General features: G+C 36.7%; 19 protein-coding genes and 1 pseudogene. All 20 read left to right on the forward strand.

Going from position 1 to position 16,176, the window contains the following annotated elements:
* Nucleotides 1-2: 2 nt before the first annotated feature.
* The 20 genes and pseudogenes from AAGD70_RS01350 (at nt 3) to AAGD70_RS01445 (ending at nt 16,175) form a co-directional block, all read left to right on the forward strand.
* Complete coding sequence (locus AAGD70_RS01350) at nt 3-374, forward strand: head decoration protein (protein WP_065094327.1); 372 nt, start codon at nt 3-5, stop codon at nt 372-374.
* A 26-nt stretch (nt 375-400) separates the two neighbouring features.
* Nucleotides 401-1,405 carry a major capsid protein gene (locus AAGD70_RS01355; protein WP_065094328.1) on the forward strand — a complete coding sequence of 335 codons (1,005 nt, stop codon included), beginning with the start codon at nt 401-403 and terminating at the stop codon, nt 1,403-1,405.
* A gap of 83 nt (nt 1,406-1,488) precedes the next feature.
* The gene (locus AAGD70_RS01360; protein ID WP_065094329.1) at nt 1,489-1,809 is read left to right on the forward strand and encodes a hypothetical protein; all 321 of its coding nucleotides are present in this window, start codon (nt 1,489-1,491) and stop codon (nt 1,807-1,809) included.
* Nucleotides 1,802-2,299 carry a phage tail protein gene (locus tag AAGD70_RS01365; protein ID WP_065094330.1) on the forward strand — a complete coding sequence of 166 codons (498 nt, stop codon included), beginning with the start codon at nt 1,802-1,804 and terminating at the stop codon, nt 2,297-2,299. Before AAGD70_RS01360 ends, AAGD70_RS01365 begins: the two co-directional genes overlap by 8 nt.
* A complete protein-coding gene (locus AAGD70_RS01370; RefSeq protein ID WP_065094331.1) occupies nt 2,280-2,753 on the forward strand; it encodes a hypothetical protein in 474 nt (157 codons plus the stop codon). Before AAGD70_RS01365 ends, AAGD70_RS01370 begins: the two co-directional genes overlap by 20 nt.
* A complete protein-coding gene (locus AAGD70_RS01375) occupies nt 2,740-3,195 on the forward strand; it encodes a phage baseplate assembly protein V (protein WP_065094332.1) in 456 nt (151 codons plus the stop codon). Before AAGD70_RS01370 ends, AAGD70_RS01375 begins: the two co-directional genes overlap by 14 nt.
* Nucleotides 3,196-3,203: 8 nt before the next feature.
* Nucleotides 3,204-3,458 carry a PAAR domain-containing protein gene (locus tag AAGD70_RS01380; RefSeq protein ID WP_065094333.1) on the forward strand — a complete coding sequence of 85 codons (255 nt, stop codon included), beginning with the start codon at nt 3,204-3,206 and terminating at the stop codon, nt 3,456-3,458.
* A gap of 5 nt (nt 3,459-3,463) precedes the next feature.
* On the forward strand, nt 3,464-3,799 hold the full coding sequence (locus tag AAGD70_RS01385; RefSeq protein ID WP_065094334.1) for a GPW/gp25 family protein: 336 nt from the start codon (nt 3,464-3,466) through the stop codon (nt 3,797-3,799).
* Nucleotides 3,800-3,808: 9 nt separating this feature from the next.
* The gene (locus AAGD70_RS01390) at nt 3,809-4,606 is read left to right on the forward strand and encodes a baseplate J/gp47 family protein (protein WP_065094335.1); all 798 of its coding nucleotides are present in this window, start codon (nt 3,809-3,811) and stop codon (nt 4,604-4,606) included.
* Nucleotides 4,607-4,612: 6 nt separating this feature from the next.
* On the forward strand, nt 4,613-5,830 hold the full coding sequence (locus AAGD70_RS01395; RefSeq protein ID WP_065094336.1) for a phage tail protein: 1,218 nt from the start codon (nt 4,613-4,615) through the stop codon (nt 5,828-5,830).
* A gap of 20 nt (nt 5,831-5,850) precedes the next feature.
* On the forward strand, nt 5,851-6,537 hold the full coding sequence (locus AAGD70_RS01400; RefSeq protein ID WP_065094337.1) for a hypothetical protein: 687 nt from the start codon (nt 5,851-5,853) through the stop codon (nt 6,535-6,537).
* A 16-nt stretch (nt 6,538-6,553) separates the two neighbouring features.
* Nucleotides 6,554-8,476 (forward strand): DUF4815 domain-containing protein, encoded by a 1,923-nt coding sequence (locus tag AAGD70_RS01405; RefSeq protein WP_065094338.1) that lies wholly within the window; start codon nt 6,554-6,556, stop codon nt 8,474-8,476.
* A gap of 13 nt (nt 8,477-8,489) precedes the next feature.
* Nucleotides 8,490-9,685 (forward strand): annotated as a pseudogene (locus tag AAGD70_RS01410) (hypothetical protein).
* Between the two features lie 4 nt (nt 9,686-9,689).
* Nucleotides 9,690-9,884, forward strand: coding sequence for a hypothetical protein (locus tag AAGD70_RS01415; RefSeq protein ID WP_065094339.1), 195 nt, complete (start codon nt 9,690-9,692; stop codon nt 9,882-9,884).
* Nucleotides 9,881-11,344: a hypothetical protein gene (locus AAGD70_RS01420; protein ID WP_065094340.1), complete on the forward strand. Its 1,464-nt coding sequence runs from the start codon at nt 9,881-9,883 to the stop codon at nt 11,342-11,344. Before AAGD70_RS01415 ends, AAGD70_RS01420 begins: the two co-directional genes overlap by 4 nt.
* A gap of 6 nt (nt 11,345-11,350) precedes the next feature.
* Nucleotides 11,351-11,908, forward strand: a complete 558-nt coding sequence (locus AAGD70_RS01425; protein WP_065094341.1) for a hypothetical protein — start codon at nt 11,351-11,353, stop codon at nt 11,906-11,908.
* Nucleotides 11,909-11,919: 11 nt separating this feature from the next.
* Nucleotides 11,920-13,107, forward strand: coding sequence for a phage tail sheath subtilisin-like domain-containing protein (locus AAGD70_RS01430; protein ID WP_065094342.1), 1,188 nt, complete (start codon nt 11,920-11,922; stop codon nt 13,105-13,107).
* Between the two features lie 14 nt (nt 13,108-13,121).
* Entirely contained in the window at nt 13,122-13,622 is a 501-nt protein-coding gene (locus tag AAGD70_RS01435; RefSeq protein ID WP_065094343.1) for a phage major tail tube protein, read from the forward strand.
* A 17-nt stretch (nt 13,623-13,639) separates the two neighbouring features.
* Nucleotides 13,640-13,891: a phage tail assembly protein gene (locus AAGD70_RS01440; protein ID WP_065094344.1), complete on the forward strand. Its 252-nt coding sequence runs from the start codon at nt 13,640-13,642 to the stop codon at nt 13,889-13,891.
* 112 nt (nt 13,892-14,003) lie between these two features.
* The gene (locus tag AAGD70_RS01445) at nt 14,004-16,175 is read left to right on the forward strand and encodes a phage tail tape measure protein (protein ID WP_065094345.1); all 2,172 of its coding nucleotides are present in this window, start codon (nt 14,004-14,006) and stop codon (nt 16,173-16,175) included.
* The last annotated feature ends 1 nt before the right edge of the window (nt 16,176 follow it).

A 16,176-nucleotide genomic window follows, 5' to 3' on the forward strand; every position in this document is an offset into this window, starting at 1 on the left:
AAATGAGTACTATAACCGAACAAAATAATCTAGGTGACTTATTAAAGTATGAGGCATCAAGCCTGTATTCAAGAGACTTAATAGCAGTAGCTAAAGGTCAAAATCTTAAACTTGGTACAGTTGTTGGTCGTGATAAAGACAACATGATTAAGGTAATAAATCCAACTGCCACAGATGGCACACAAACAGCGATAGGTGTAATAACAAGCGATGTAAATAGCAAAGATGGAGATACTAAAGCAATAATAATTACTCGTATTGCTCTTCTTGCCGATCATGCAGTTGTATGGCCAGCAAATATCACTGAAGAGCAGAAAGCTGCAGCAATAAAGCAACTTGAAGCACGAGGGATCATTGTCCGCAAGGGAGTGTAACTTAAATTAATAAGGGGGAGAAAAAAATGCAAAATCCATTTACAAATACAGCATTTAGCATGACGGCACTAACAAATGCGATAAATATATTGCCGATAAATTATGGACGAGTTGAAAATTTAAATTTATTTCCAAGTAGGTCAGTAAGATTTAGACATATTACGATAGAAGAACACAACGGAGTGTTAAGTTTACTACCAACGCAAGTACCCGGAGCACCAGCAACAGTAGGAAAAAGAGGAAAAAGAAAGGTAAGAACATTTACGATTCCGCACATTCCGCATGATGATGTAGTGCTGCCAGAAGAAGTACAAGGAATAAGAGCTTTTGGATCAGAGAGTGAACTTAAAGCGCTGGCAGATGTAATAACCGATCATTTACAGCTAATGAGAAACAAACACGCAATAACGTTAGAGCATTTGCGAATGGGAGCGCTGAAAGGGATTATTCTGGACGCAGATGGCAGTGAATTATTAAATCTGTACAACGAATTTGAAATTACGCCAAAAGTAGTAAATTTTGCACTAGGAACAGCAACAACAGATGTAAAACGTAAGTGTATGGAGGTATTGAGGCACATAGAAGATAACCTAAGTGGTGAATATATGACTGGAATTCATGCCTTGGTAAGCCCTGAGTTTTTTGATGCATTAACTTCGCATAGTAAAGTGAAAGAAGCATATGAAAGATGGCAAGAAGGTGCAGCGCTAAGGAATGATATGAGGTCAGGATTTACGTTTTGTGGTATAACGTTTGAGGAATATAGAGGACAAGCAACCGACCCTGAAGGAACTGTGAGAAGATTTATTGAGAAAGATACAGGGCACTGTTTTCCACTAGGAACAGCGAGCACATTTACAACATATTTTGCACCAGCAGATTTTAATGAGACAGTAAATACACTTGGACAGCCACTATATGCAAAACAAGAGCCAAGAAGATTTGATAGAGGGACTGATTTGCATACGCAGTCAAACCCTCTGCCAATGTGCCACCGTCCAGCAATACTAGTCAAGATCGTTGTAACATAGGTAGAGCAAATATAAAGCGGTGTGAGGCAGAAGAATGCTTTACCTCTTCTTAGCATATAAATGTTAGTATATAGCGGAGAAATGTGCAAGAGAATATTAAGAGATTATTTAAAGATTGTTTTGCCCATTTAGGAGAAGTGGCTTGTTATAAATCAAAGGATAAGTCATATATGGTACAGGTATTAAAGCAACAGCCAGATAAATTATACGAGATTGGTGAAGGACAATTTGTGGGAGAGATGCTTTTTCTTGAGGTAAATGTTTTTGATGTACTGAGGCCAATGGTGGGAGATATTTTTGTTATTGATGGTCGTAAATATAAAGTATATTCTCCACCACTGCGAGATAATTCAGGAATAGTATGGAATATAAAATGTACAGTACTTGGAGAGAAGGATGTTTAACATTGAGGTTAATGAAAATATTGAGAGAATTATTCACAACATTGATGCTAACAAAGCCAAAATAGAATTGGCAGCGGTAAGAGCGCTAAACAAAACGGCATTATGGTTAAAATCTCAGGCTGTCCGAGAAATCAGTGAAGAAAAGCAAATTAGGCTAAAAGTAATTAGAAAAAGACTAAGAATTATCAAGGCAAGGAAAAGCACTTTGAAGGTTTTAATTAGAGCATATCTGTATGATATGAGAATGAGAAATATAAAACAAGCAAAAATAAGAACAGCATTTAATGATGCATTTATGGCAACGATGCCAAGAGGCTATCGTGGTATTTTTAAACGTGTAGGAAGAACAGCACTACCGATACAGGAGGTTAAACTACCACTTGAACCTGAGGCTTCAAGGATAATAGAAAATCTTGTTAATTATGAAGTTGAAAGGATATTTGAAAAATATTTTACACATGAGTTATTTTATGACGGCATTTTGGACTAATTTACATGAGGCAATCTGTAATACGCTAAAGGCAGAGATACCAGCAATTCAAACTTGTGAGGTTTATCCAGCAATAAGGAAAGAGTTAGCAGCTCCAGCGGTATTTATAGAATTGTCAAGTCTAGAGCAAGGAAAAGATCCAGGAACAGAGGAGCTAGCGCTGAGAGCAAAATTTGAGGCACGAATAGTGATCGATAGCACAATAGAAAATGCCCCTATTATTGTCAGATCATTAGCTGCTGAGGTTGCCAGAGTAGTAAATAAAAATACTTGGAACGTGAAAAATGTTTCACCAGGAGAATTTATATCAGGAGGAGGAGATGATTTTAGGCCAGAGCTCGATGCATATTTAGTGTGGATGGTAGACTGGGCGCACGAATTGCATGTAGGGCGATCGATTTGGGAAGTGAGTAAAATAAAACCTCATTTAATCGATGTGAATGTTGGAAAGTAATTTTGCAATTTCAGAATTGCGGAGGAAATTGGCCAACATTGTCCGTATAGGCATTGTCGAAAAAATAGATTATGAAAAAGCTAAAGTAAAAGTTAAAATAGGTGAACTTGTAACAGATTTTCTTCCATGGATAACAAATAGAGCTGAAAGTTGGTCACCACCAAATATTGATGAACAGGTAATAGTATTATCACCATTGGGAGAATTGTCTTTGGGGGTGGTGTTACCGGCAATATATCAGGAAAAATACCCTCCTCCAGAGAATAAAAAGGAAGTAAATAGTGTAAAATTTCAAGATGGGACAAGATTTACATATGATAAAGAGAAACATCATTTAGAGATTGAAGTAGTAGACAAGATAACACTGAATGTTGGGGAATCAAGTGTAGAGATAACAAAGAGCGAAATAAAACTAAAAGCAAAAAGAGTAAATCTAAATTAGGGAAAGGAATGAATAAATCAGTTATACGCCTAGGAGATCACTGTGAAGGAGCGTTGCTGCATTTTTGTATAAGTGGAAGCAGAGATGTATTTATAAACGGAAGACCTGTCTGTAGGCAAGGAGATAATTTTAGTGAAGGAAAAGTAATGACACAAGGGTCGAAAGCAGTGTTTGTAAATGGCAAAGCCATTGCTCGTACTGGTGACCTAATTTCCTGTGGAGCAATAGCAGAAGAAGGGAGTGATAACGTTTTTGCAGGGTAAATAATATGCGTGGTATGAGTTCTGAAACTGGTAAAACAATAAGTGGTATAGAGCATTTAAAACAATCAATAGTTGATATTTTAACTACGCCAGTTGGCACTCGTGTTATGCGCCGAGATTACGGATCAAGGTTATTTGAGCTGATTGATCATCCAATTGTACCTGGTTTTGCACAAGAACTTTATGCAGCAGTTGCAGAAGCATTAGAAAAGTGGGAGCGTCGATTTAAGCTTAAACGTGTACAAATAACAGAAATAAAAGAAGGTAAAGTAACTCTCATTTTAGAAGGAATCTATCTGCCAAATGGAAAGCTGATCCGCCTTGATGGTATTATAGTATAAGGTAGTAGGATGAAAACACCAAATATTGTCGAAACATTAAAATTTGAGGAAATCTTTTCTCGCATGAAAGAAGAGTTAGTTCATAGAGATAAAAATTTTTCTGCGCTAACTGAGAGTGATCCAGCAATAAAAATCCTGGAAGTGGCAGCCTGGCGTGAACTTTTGCTTAGGCAAAGGATTAATGATGCAGCAAAAGCAAATTTACTTGCTTTTGCAAAGGACAATGACCTTAATCTCTTAGCTGAATTTTATGGCGTTGTGCGGAAGGAATCAGAGGATGATGAATCCTTAAGAAAGCGGGTAAAAGCCAAAATTGTTGGTTGGTCAACAGCAGGAAGCAAAGAGCATTATCGTTATCATGCATTATCTACTGACACAAGAGTAAAAGATGCGCAAGTGGTATCACCTATACCAGGAAGTGTACAGATTTCAATACTTTCCACAGAAAATGATGGAGTACCTTCAGAAGAATTGCTAGAGATCGTCAGAAATCACGTTATTCGCGATGATATTCGTGTATTAACAGATACGCTTACAGTTATTGGCTGTGGTATTATTCCCATTACTATTCATGCTAAAGTGCATATTTACCCTACTGCATCCAAAGATGTTATCGAAGCTGCAAAGGAACAATTTATCAAAGATCTTGAATCTGCTAAAGGTTTAGGGTGGAATGTTACCAGATCATGGATTATTGCCCACCTCTTTATAGAAGGTATGCAGAATATAGAGCTTACAGAGCCGATAGAAGACATCGTCGTGCAAGATAATGAATGCGTTACTTTAAATAATTTAAGTGTTAGGTAAAAATTGGTGATACTTCCTCCAAATGCTTCAAAGCAAGAGCAAATACTTACAGACATAATTAATTATTCTCTTGATGCAAATTCTCTACGGGGATTTAAATTTAACCCACAGACTGAAATGTTGCCGTGGCTAGTAGCGGAATACGGCTTGGGAGAAATTTTATCCTGGGGTAAGAAAGCTACTAAGAGTGCATTAAAAGAATGGGTCTTAGCTAAGCAAAACGGAATAAGATTTCAACGTTTGCGCGGTACACCACAGTCACTGAAGATGGCGCTGAAGTGGGCAAACATTGATAATATTACCATTCAAGAAGAACCACCAGGAGAGCATTTTGCTGAATTTCAAATTGGCATCTCTGATGTTCCTAATGACTTTTTTGTCGATAGTGTAATTGCTCTGGCAAAACTTTCTGCACCGGCAAGATCTCGATTAATGCGAATATTCAATGACTATTACAATGCTCAGCGGTTTATGTTAGATGAAAGTATTTTTGGAGATCTTCTTTCAGACTACTCAGGTGTAAAAATAGCAAAAGAAGGACCAGTATTATCGTTTGGAAGAAAAAACTCATTTGAGCTGAAAATAGGAAATCCAAGATTTAAATTTGGCACTTTTAGATCACATTATGATAGAAGTTACAGTAATGATTTATATAGGTTAGATGTTGCAATATTAGGAGAGACAGAACCTCACATGAAGAATTACAACGGTGCATATGAAAGAAATCATGAGTGGTACAACTTAGAAGCACTACATCCTCTACCACAGAGTTTATTGCCAGAAATTAAGTTTGCTAAAGCATTGATAGTATTGTCAGATAGTTGGAATTTAGGGGATATAAATGCTTGTTTTGCATCGACTATTTATGAAGAAATAGAGCATACATTTCACTTAAGTGAAGATAAACTTTCTGAGCAAATTTGGAACTTTCGATGCACACCGATTTTAGAGCGGTTTAGTATAACTTATTACTACGAAGCAAAGAGTTTTACTGATCAAAGAATAATAGAGTCTAATTTAATGGAATATCATGTTGATTGTCAAAATGATTCAGATTCAAAACAGAAAGATCCCATTCATGAGCTAGAAAATTACGTAGCAGCATTCTATCTAGGTATGGTTACTTGGCATGAACATCGCCACTTAAATCGCCCTTGGAAAGATTTTGATCCTATTATTGCAAAAAAATTGGACGTTTTTTCCACGGATCTTGTATATACATAATATCAACTGCACAATCAACTATGTCAGTACTCACACAATCAGGCAGAGCAGCTATTGCTGCGAGCATAAAAGAGCAACCAATACATCTTGCTTGGGGATCTGGAGATTCTACCTGGGAAAGCAGCTACAAAGTTGAAAAAACTTTTACAGCAGGCGGCAAGATAAGTTTAGATCACCACACTATTAAAGATGTAAAAGTTTATACAGGGCAAACAATTTATCAGTCAAGCATAGATTATATAGTTGATAGTAGCGCAGGCGCTATTGAGCGTGTAGAAAATGGTGCAATTATAGCAGATAGCGTAATCACTATAGAGTATACTCAAGACACACCACCGGAACTAATTACTTCTGCAACATTAATTAAGGAAGTTGGACGTCGTGTTGTTGATGAGGTTCTCTTCTGTACAGGTGATGAGAATGGAGAGCTTCTAACTCCTACAGGTAGGTTTAAACCCTCTAATGTACCAACCAATAACTTGTACCTTAAATTTACTTTCGATTTCACGGACGCAGCAAATCAAGTTATACGGGAGCTTGGGGTTATGGTTGGTACTAAAGTAAAAGAAGGATTACCTACAGGACAGAGATATTTTGAACTCCAAGACATAGAAGACCATGGGATTTTATTGATTTTGGAACATACAGTACCATTAATCAGGACTTCTGCTACAAGAGAGACTTTTTCATTTGTTGTAACCTTTTGAATTTTTCTAGAATAAAATGACTTTAAACGCCTATTATAACCGCTTTAATCCTGACAAAGAATACGAAAAAAGCTTATTTCTTGCAGGAAGAGGTCTACAGTCAGCAGAATTAAACGAAACCCAAGAATATGCTCTCTCTAAGCTTAAAGGCATAGGTGATGCAATATTCCGTGATGGTGATGTTATAACAGGAAGCAATTGTATTATAGATGCAAAAACTGGTAAAGCTACGCTTGAGGGAGGAAAAATCTATCTTCGTGGAGCAGTTAGAAAAGTAGAAGCAAAAGAATTTGTTATTCCACTGAGTACCACAGTGCGTATAGGTGTTTATTATCTAGAATCCACCATTACAGAACTTGAGGACGAAAATCTTCGTGATCCTGCTGTTGGTACACGTAATTATCAAGAAGTAGGGGCAGCAAGGCTTAAAGTTTCCACCATTTGGGGTTATCAAGCAGAAGGTCTTTCTCCACGTTTTTCTGAAGGAGAATTTTATCCAATTTATAATATTGAAAATGGAGTATTAATAGAATATTCACCACCACCACAAGCAAACATAGTAACTACCGCTCTTGCTCGTTATGACAAAGAAGCCAATGGTTCCTACGTTGTAAATGGCCTTGAAGTAATGTTTTTGCAAAGGGACGAAAAAGGTGGAGAAATATTTGTGATTAATGAGGGCAAAGCTCATGTTGATGGTTATGAGATTGAACTTCCTCACAGTATTCGTGTTTCTTTTGATGAAGATCCAGATATAAAATCAGTTGAATCAGAACCACATACTTTTCAGCCAAATAGCCAAAGAGTAATGGAACTTAAAGTTAATGATTTTCCAATAAGTGAAATTAAAAAAGTAGATATAACTGTTCAAAAAACCATTACTGTTACTCACGGTTCATATTCAGGAGCCATTGATCCGATACCTGACTCTGCAGTACTTGAGATTATTCAAATTAAACAAGGCAATATTATTTATGAAAACAGTACAGACTATAAGTTAAATGCAGGAAACGTTGATTGGTCATTACCCGGCAAAGAGCCAGCTCCTGGAAGTAGTTATCAAATAACTTATCGTTGCCGTACCCACGTAAGCCCTGAAGATATAAGTGAAGAGGGATGTAAAGTAAAAGGAGCAGTTGATAACAGCTTGGTTCTGATTGATTACACCTGGAAAATGCCACGCTTTGATTTAATTACTATAGATGCAAAAGGCGCAATAAGAAGGATAAAAGGCATAGCTCACCCTTGGCGACCATCGGTGCCTAAAGCACCTAGCGGACAACTTTTGCTCTGCTACATTCATCAGACGTGGAAAAAAGGCAAAAAAATAAAAGTAGTGAACAATGCTATTCACGCAGTACCGATGAATGAACTTGAAGCAATGAAGAAGGGAATAAATGATCTTTATGCTCTGGTTGCCTATGAACGTCTACGCAATGATGCAAATTCAAGAGAACCTACCACCAAAAAAGGAGTATTTGTTGACCCACTCTTTGATGATGATATGCGTGATCAAGGAATTTCGCAATCTGTAGCGATAGTAAATAAGGAACTGATATTGCCGATAAACGTAGAAATCATTGATGTTGAAAGGAGTAAAGAACCTTATTTATTGCCATACAAACTTGAGCCGGTACTGGAGCAGCTTTTACAGACCAAAGGAGAAAAGATCAATCCATATCAAGCTTTTGATCCAGTTCCTGCACAAATTACCCTCAATAAAAATATTGACCACTGGACAGAGGTAAAAACAAACTGGAAAAGTCCAGTAACCAGAGTATTTAATGTTAAAGAAACAACAGAGCTGTTGTCAAGTGCCTCATACGAAGCTGAATTTATGAGAGAAGCAGTACAGAATTTTGAAATTGAAGGTTTTGAGCCAAATGAAAAGCTCAAGGAGGTGAAGTTCGATGGTATCGTCATTCAGCCTACTGTATAAGAGGTAAAAAAATATGCTCACAGCTAACAACCAGGGAAAATTAAAGGGAAAGGTGAAGATACCGGCAAATATTCCAGCAGGTACTAAATTAGTACAGTTTTACGGCGATAAAGGAAGCTATGGAGAAACAGCTTATACTGGTAAAAAAACTATTACCATAGAGGAAAGAAGAAGAGTTATCGCAGCAAGAAGAGTTGATCCTTTAGCGCAAAATTTACTTTAAATGAGAGCAGACACATAGGAGGTATAGAGCTATGGTTTGTAAATAAAGGCAAAAAACGTGTTGTTGTGCAGATTAGAGAAACAGCAGTGGGAATGCCCTCGCAGACTGTCATTGCTGAAAGCTATATTGAGCCAAAAGATATAAAGATAGATGGCACAGCAACACGTATTACTTGGTCTCCTGTTTGGTGTGAAGCTGGTAGAGAACATGCAATAGTATTACTTACCGATGATGCAGATACTGCAGTAAAAATAGCAGAACTTGGCAAATATGATGCAGTAAATAGCCGTTGGGTAACAAGCCAGCCTTATCAAGTAGGAGTATTACTGTCATCGAGCAATGCAAGTACTTGGACACCACATCAGAATTTAGACCTTACCTTTCGATTACTAGCTGCAAAATTTAGCGAAAATTCTCACGTTATTGATCTTGGTAAAGTTACTGCAAGTAACGTATCAGATTTAATAATTTTGACAAATGTTGAAAAAGTAGCATTTGATACCAATGTAGAATTTATCTTAACAGATGAAGAGGGAAGAGAAAACTTTTTGTCTGATAACTTGCCGCTTGCGCTGCGTGAAAGACTATCTGGAGAGCTAACAGTAAAGGCAAATTTAAAAGGGTCAAAAGAAAGAAGTCCTATTCTCTATCCTGGGTTACAGCTAGTTATGGGTAATCTTTTAGAGTCTGGAGATTATGTTACAAGAAGTATTACAGCAGGGACTAACACTAAAATTACTATAACATATGATGCGCTAATACCTGGCACTGCAGACGTTAAAACTTATGTAGAAAAAAACGTGGGAGGGGGAGAAAAATGGCAATTAGTAAATTTAACATCAGGAAAACCAATTGGAGAAAGTTGGGTGGAGAGAACTCATGTACTATCAAATTTTAATGCTAGTGAGACGAGGGTAAAATTGGTTTTAAGTGGAACGGTTGTTTATCGTCCTAAAGTCAAAAATCTACGAATCATTGTCACGTAGCGGAATGTCAGATGATAAAACAAGCAGAGGATATTCACTACCTCATCCAGAAAACATTGCTGTGCAGGATGTTGTTCGTATCCGTACCACAATTGAGAAAATGGATGAAGATATTACCGAAAGAGAAAATGAACATAATCAACTAAAAAATAATTTTAAACGATTTAAATTTGAAACTTTTTTAAATTTTTGGGAATGAAAGAAGCAATAGAAGCATTACACCAAAGGATAAAGGATTTAGCAGTAAGTAGCACAGCTGATCAACTGGCATATCTTGCAAAATCGCTGGAATTGATAGCAGATAAAAAAGCTATTTCCAACGTTGTGCAGATGACAACAATAAAAGAAATAATTGATAAACTACAAAAGAGACTTAAGGATTTAGTAGCAAACAGCACTCCAGATCAGCTTGCATATCTTGCTAAGGCATTGGAATCAATAGTTGACAAAAATGCGGTTTCTGAAATTGTGCAGATGACAGATGGTAAGCTAAAAGAACTTCTTGATAGTGCAAAAAAACACTTAAGTGACATAAACAGCAACAAAACAAACTCAATATCGTCAATAACTGCAGCAAAAACAAATTCTGTCAATGAAATTAACAAGCTTAGAGATAATGCCTTAAACACTTTAAAAGCATCATCAGATTCACACATATCGCTACTTGATACGAGAAAAGATGCGAATATTGCAGCAATAAACAGTATTAGCAACAGTCATAAAGATGGTCTTAAAGGTTTAGTAGAAGATTTTCGTGCTGTTAATAATGTACCATCTGGCTCATCAATTATAGGAGAAATAGAAACTCGAACTAAAAACATTCATAATGAGATAAAAACTAGAGATGATCAACTAAGAGCGTTGCTTACAAACGAAATAAGAAAGCGCAATATGGTTGAACCAGGGTCATTACCTTTCTTATTTGGTGTACTTGGTAGAAAAAATAATTACTTTGGCCACGGAACTTTTACGACAGAGCTTGGAAAGTGGAGTAGTGATATAACAAAAACCGACTGTATGTTGCAACTACTAGCAGGTAGCCATACATATGATACAGATTACGTTAGTTTTTATCGGCCAAGACAACTCAATTTTATAGAGGGAAATAAAGGAACATTTATTTACGGAGAGTTATGCACAAACAGTTTTTCGGGTAGTTACGATGAGATATACTATTACCCATATGCTGCACTTGGAGTAGTGTTTGTAAAAAATACAACAAATGTGAACATAAATAAAACAATGGAATTTGTTGGATCATCGTACTCTAGTACGGAGTATGGGGGTGCAGGATTATTTGTGGGAACACCAGATAATACCAATGCTAGTAAATCAATAATTTCGAAAATAATATGGAAAAATGTTTACCAATACACGAGTTCTAATAGCAAATTGGCCGGATCTGGCAATGTAGAAATTCCAGCAGGAAAAACAGTTGCAATGTTACTTTACACATCATCTTATCTATATTCTAGAACACAAGTTAGTCAAGGTATGCTTGCATCAAATTATGTACACAACTATGGTCAATTTATCCAGTGGGGAATATATAACTTACGTAGCAATTTTCTGACCACAGGGCTTGAGGTAGATGTAGAGAGAACACTAAAGGCTTGGCAATGTCCAGGATTATCTGAAACCTATGAGCTCTGGAGGTAGCAAATAATGCCAATTTATATTAGATTTGAAAATAACAAACAGATAGAAGTAACAGTACTTGAAAATAAGCCAACTGGGAATGATTGGTATGAAGCACCAAAGAATTTCGACTGGCAAAAGAGTTATCGATTAATTGAAAGAGGAGAAATTGTTGAGCGTACTAAAGAAGATATACAAAAGGAGTTGCTGGATAATGCGAAGCTTTGTGCATTTGATAGTATGCGTTTTTATTATGATAGCTATATTAACCAATATGCAGGGAATTCTCACCAAAAAGCTAAATCTTATGAGATTCAAGCAGAAGCCGCAAAAAACATTCTAGCAGCACCAGAATCTATAAATAAAAAAGATGCAGCAATTATAGAGCCTTTAGCAAGAGTGAGAGGAATTTCAGTAGTAGAGATGGCAAAAATAATTCAAGAGAAGGCAAAAAAAGCAGTAAAAGAAATAATGAAATGTGAAGAATTGGAAGACATCGCCAAGAAGAAAATTAAAGAAGTCAAAAGTGAAGAAGAGCTACAGACTTTGCTCGATGATTTCAGGAAAACAATGCAAGAAAGTTAAAAAGGGAAGAAATGCCAGAAGAATTTTTACACGGAGTAAAGGTTATTGAGGTAACCTCAGGAGCAAGATCAGTACGTACAGCTAAATTATCAGTGATAGGTGTAATTGGTACTGCCCCTGAAGCTGATGAGCAAAAATTTCCACTGAATAAACCAGTACTGATAGCAGGAAGCTTAAAGGAAGCAGCAAAGCTTGGGAAAAGTGGAACACTACCTTCTGCAATAAACGGAATATTTTCCCAAATTGGTGCAACAGTAGTAGTTATTCGAGTTGAAGAAAGTGAAAACAGTGATACAAAGCTCAAAGAAAGTGAAGCTATTCAAAATATAATTGGTGGAGTTGATGAAGAGACTGGAAAATATCAGGGAATTCAAGCATTCCTCAGCAGTGAAAGCATAATACATGTTGCCCCAAGAATAATAATTGCACCTCAGTTTACTCATCAATTGCCTGAATCTGAAAATCCTAAAAACCCAGTAGTAGCAGCTTTGATAGGAGTAGCAGAAAAGCTAAGGGCAATAATAGTTGCAGATGGACCAAATACCAATGATGAAGAAGCCATAAAATGGAGAAAAAGTGTAGGTAGCTCAAGAGTTTACGTTGTTGACCCATGGGTTAAGGTGTTTATTGAAGGAAAAGAAGAAATTTTGCCGTCTAGCCCATTTGTAGCTGGTTTAATAGCGAAAGTAGATAGCGAACAAGGATTTTGGCATTCACCTTCAAATAAAGAAATAAACGGTATTGTTGGCATAAGCAGGCCTATTGATTTTACGCTCGGTAATACAAATTGTAGAGCAAACTACTTAAATGAAAATGAAGTAACAACGATAATTCATCAAAATGGCTATAGGCTTTGGGGAAATAGAACATGTTCAAATGACTCAAAATGGGCTTTTCTGTCAGTGAGAAGGACTGCAGATTTAATCAACGATAGTCTACTTCGAGCTCATTTATGGGCAGTTGATCGCAATATTACCAAAACTTATATAGATGATGTGATTGAGGGGGTAAATTCTTATCTTGCAAATTTAAAAGCGCAAGGGGCGATTATTAGCGGAAAATGTTATGCAACTCCAGAGCTCAATACACCAACAAATATTGCAAGCGGAAAAGTGTCTTTTGATTTTGAGTTCACGCCACCATATCCAGCTGAACAGATTACTTTCAGGTCACACCTTGTGAGTGGCGCAATATTGTAAAAGGAGAAAGAGAGATGTTACCAAAGATCCTAAAGAATTTTAACGTATTTGTTGATGGTCGTGGTTATGCAGGAAAAATAGATGAAGTAACCTTGCCAAAACTTACCATAAAAACAGAAGAATACAGAGCTGGTGGTATGGATATTCCAATAAATATTGATATGGGCATGGAAAAGCTTGAAGCAGATTTCACTTTTTCTGAATATGACTCTGAGCTCTTTAGACTTTTCGGATTGATAAACAATAATGCTGTTTCTCTTACTTTAAGAGGAGGTTTGCAGGGAAGTAGTGATGCCGAATCAGTAGTAATTAACTTAAGAGGGCTCTTTAAGGAACTTGATTTTGGTAACTGGAAGGCTGCTGAAAAAGCAACACTAAAATGTATAATTGCTGCCAACTATTATAAGCTTACCATTGATGGCAGAGAATTGATTGAAATTGATGCAGAAAACATGATTCGCAAGATCGATGGTGTTGATCAAATGACTTCTATGCGCACAGCTTTAGGGATTTAAATAAAAGGGTAAAATTAATGCAAAAAATTAAATTAACTGAACCAATAAAAATCGATGGAATTTTAGTTTCAGAGCTAACTCTACGTCGTCCAAAAGTTCGAGACCGTTTAGCTGTTGAACGTATGGGTAATAGTGATGCAGAGAAAGAAGTAGCACTGATTGGAAATCTTGCAAGTATTTCAAGAGAAGCAGTAGAAGAACTTGATCTTGCAGACTACAATAAGATTCAGGGAGCGTTACAAGGTTTTTTGTCTCAGCAGAAGATTTAAGGCTGAGCATATTATCACTTAGCTCAATGGTTGGTGGTGGAATCAATCAGTGGCTTGATATGGATATTGAAGAATTTATTACTTGGTTTGAAAGTAGCGGAAAATTATACAAATGAAGGCAATTTCTATAGTAATTGGAGCAACACTGCAAAGCAGTTTTAATAGTACGATAGCAGGTAGCACGAAGCAACTTTCTCGTATTGGTAGTACGATAAAACAACTTGAATCATCAAGTAAATCAGTATCCAAGTTTAAACAATTAAGCCACGATGCTCTGCTTGCTAGGCGTTCTTGGAATGAACTAGAAATAAAGACAAAATCTCTTGCTCAGCAGATAAAAAACGCAGAAGAACCAAGTAAGAGTCTGCAAAATGAGTTTACAAGGTCTAAAACTGCAGCACTGAAAGCTAAAACAGCTTATTTACAAAAAAGAAGTGCTCTCCACCATTTACGCACGGAGTTCAGTAAAAGTGGTAGAGATATAAAATCTCTTATTGGAGATCAAGCTAAACTTGGCTCTTCTATTGAAAAGCTTAAAAATAACTATACAGCTTTAAATTCCGTAATGCAAAAACGTAAGGGAGTTTTAGCGCAAAGAGCAAATTTTAGAGCTCAAATCATGGATACCGTGGCACTTGGCCTCACCCTTGCAGCACCACTTAAGGCTGCAATTAGTTTTGAGAGTGCCATGGCTGATGTAAAGAAAGTTGTAAAGTTTGAAGATACAGATGTAAATGGCTTAACAAAGCTTGGGGAAACATTAAAGGAAATGTCACGAACAATTCCGCTATCTGCAGCAGAACTTGCGCAAATTACTGCAAGTGGTGGTCAGCTTGGTATTGCAGCTAAAGATCTTACAATCTTTACAGACACTGTGGCCAAAATGGCAACTGCATTTGATATGTCAGCAGAAGAAGCAGGCGACGCTATTGCTAAACTTTCTAATATTTATCAAATTAAAATTGGTGAAATGAAAAGCGTTGGCGATGCGATAAACCATATCTCTGATAACACTGCGGCAAAGGCTCAGGACATTGTTCCAACGCTAAACAGGATTGGTGGTACAGCAAGGCAATTTGGTTTAACTGCAGTGGAAGCAGGAGCTTTAGCAAGTAGCTTCATTAGTCTTGGCAAAACTCCTGAAAAAGCAGGTACGGCGATTAATGCAATGCTCAGCAAGTTGCAAACAGCGAGTAAACAAGGTGGCAATTTTCAAAAAGCGTTTCAAGTGCTAAAAATAAATGCTCAGGAGTTTGAGAAAGCAATCGGTAAGAATGCACAAGGTACATTACTTAAGTTTTTAGAAACAGTTGCAAAATTAGATAAGCAAGAACGTTCTAGCGTTCTCTTTGACCTCTTTGGTCTTGAATATCAGGATGATATAGCGCTACTTACTGGTAGTCTAGATGAATATAGAAAATCTTTGCGATTAATAAACGAAGAATATCATGGCTCAATGCAAAGAGAGTTTGAAAATAGAGCAAATACTACAGCAAATAATCTTCAGTTACTTAAGAACTCAATAGCAGAATTGGGTATGAATCTTGGTGCGGTATTATTACCACCTTTAAATTTTACTGTTAATCTTCTCAAGTCAGCAACTACACAAGTAGCGCTGTATGCAAAAGAATATCCAATACTGACTACAGTAATCACGAGTACTGCTACAGCGTTGATTAGCATTAAAATAGCAGCTATATCTCTTGGATATGCTTGGACTTTTATAAAAGGTTCTTTATTCGCTCTTTTATCTACTTGGAGAATGTTTGGATCTGTTATTACTTTGGTAAAAATAGGTCTTTATTCTACTTCTGCAGTTTTTCCAGCAATTATTGCTGGATTTAAAGCATTAACAATTGCCGTGATGAGCAACCCTATGGGGCTGATTATTGGTGGTATTGCTGTTGCTGCAACTTTGATAATTACCAAATGGCAAGCAGTAAAGAACTTTTTTGTTACTATCTGGGAATCAGTGAAAATTGTATGGAAGTCTTTTTCTGATTGGGTAGGAAAATTTTGGAATAATATTACTCAGCCTTTTAAAACAATCAATAATCTATGGAGTAAAAAAAATGAGGCTAGACTAGAAGTTAGATCTGTAAATAACGTTATCAGTGATTCTCTTAAGTACCCCGTTACAGCACAAAGTAAGACTGTAGAAAACAAAATGCAATTTAGTATCAATATTCATTCAAGCCCTGAGCAGAATGCACGCAGCATTGCTGATGAAGTAATGGAACGAATTAGAGAACAATTTAGTGGCGCACTTTACGATATAAATTAAA

It is taken from the genome of Wolbachia endosymbiont (group A) of Nomada flava (assembly GCF_964027055.1).
Taxonomy (GTDB): Bacteria; Pseudomonadota; Alphaproteobacteria; order Rickettsiales; family Anaplasmataceae; genus Wolbachia; species Wolbachia pipientis.

What these genes read in the sequence shown, in the direction of transcription:
- AAGD70_RS01415 (WP_065094339.1), top strand. Translation starts at nt 9,690, where the DNA reads ATGTCAGATGATAAAACAAGCAGAGGATATTCACTACCTCATCCAGAA.
- AAGD70_RS01440 (WP_065094344.1), top strand. Translation starts at nt 13,640, where the DNA reads ATGCAAAAAATTAAATTAACTGAACCAATAAAAATCGATGGAATTTTA.
- AAGD70_RS01400 (WP_065094337.1), top strand. Translation starts at nt 5,851, where the DNA reads ATGTCAGTACTCACACAATCAGGCAGAGCAGCTATTGCTGCGAGCATA.
- AAGD70_RS01375 (WP_065094332.1), top strand. Translation starts at nt 2,740, where the DNA reads ATGTTGGAAAGTAATTTTGCAATTTCAGAATTGCGGAGGAAATTGGCC.
- AAGD70_RS01435 (WP_065094343.1), top strand. Translation starts at nt 13,122, where the DNA reads ATGTTACCAAAGATCCTAAAGAATTTTAACGTATTTGTTGATGGTCGT.
- AAGD70_RS01350 (WP_065094327.1), top strand. Translation starts at nt 3, where the DNA reads ATGAGTACTATAACCGAACAAAATAATCTAGGTGACTTATTAAAGTAT.
- AAGD70_RS01355 (WP_065094328.1), top strand. Translation starts at nt 401, where the DNA reads ATGCAAAATCCATTTACAAATACAGCATTTAGCATGACGGCACTAACA.
- AAGD70_RS01365 (WP_065094330.1), top strand. Translation starts at nt 1,802, where the DNA reads ATGTTTAACATTGAGGTTAATGAAAATATTGAGAGAATTATTCACAAC.
- AAGD70_RS01385 (WP_065094334.1), top strand. Translation starts at nt 3,464, where the DNA reads ATGCGTGGTATGAGTTCTGAAACTGGTAAAACAATAAGTGGTATAGAG.
- AAGD70_RS01430 (WP_065094342.1), top strand. Translation starts at nt 11,920, where the DNA reads ATGCCAGAAGAATTTTTACACGGAGTAAAGGTTATTGAGGTAACCTCA.
- AAGD70_RS01370 (WP_065094331.1), top strand. Translation starts at nt 2,280, where the DNA reads ATGACGGCATTTTGGACTAATTTACATGAGGCAATCTGTAATACGCTA.
- AAGD70_RS01405 (WP_065094338.1), top strand. Translation starts at nt 6,554, where the DNA reads ATGACTTTAAACGCCTATTATAACCGCTTTAATCCTGACAAAGAATAC.
- AAGD70_RS01420 (WP_065094340.1), top strand. Translation starts at nt 9,881, where the DNA reads ATGAAAGAAGCAATAGAAGCATTACACCAAAGGATAAAGGATTTAGCA.
- AAGD70_RS01425 (WP_065094341.1), top strand. Translation starts at nt 11,351, where the DNA reads ATGCCAATTTATATTAGATTTGAAAATAACAAACAGATAGAAGTAACA.
- AAGD70_RS01390 (WP_065094335.1), top strand. Translation starts at nt 3,809, where the DNA reads ATGAAAACACCAAATATTGTCGAAACATTAAAATTTGAGGAAATCTTT.
- AAGD70_RS01445 (WP_065094345.1), top strand. Translation starts at nt 14,004, where the DNA reads ATGAAGGCAATTTCTATAGTAATTGGAGCAACACTGCAAAGCAGTTTT.
- AAGD70_RS01380 (WP_065094333.1), top strand. Translation starts at nt 3,204, where the DNA reads ATGAATAAATCAGTTATACGCCTAGGAGATCACTGTGAAGGAGCGTTG.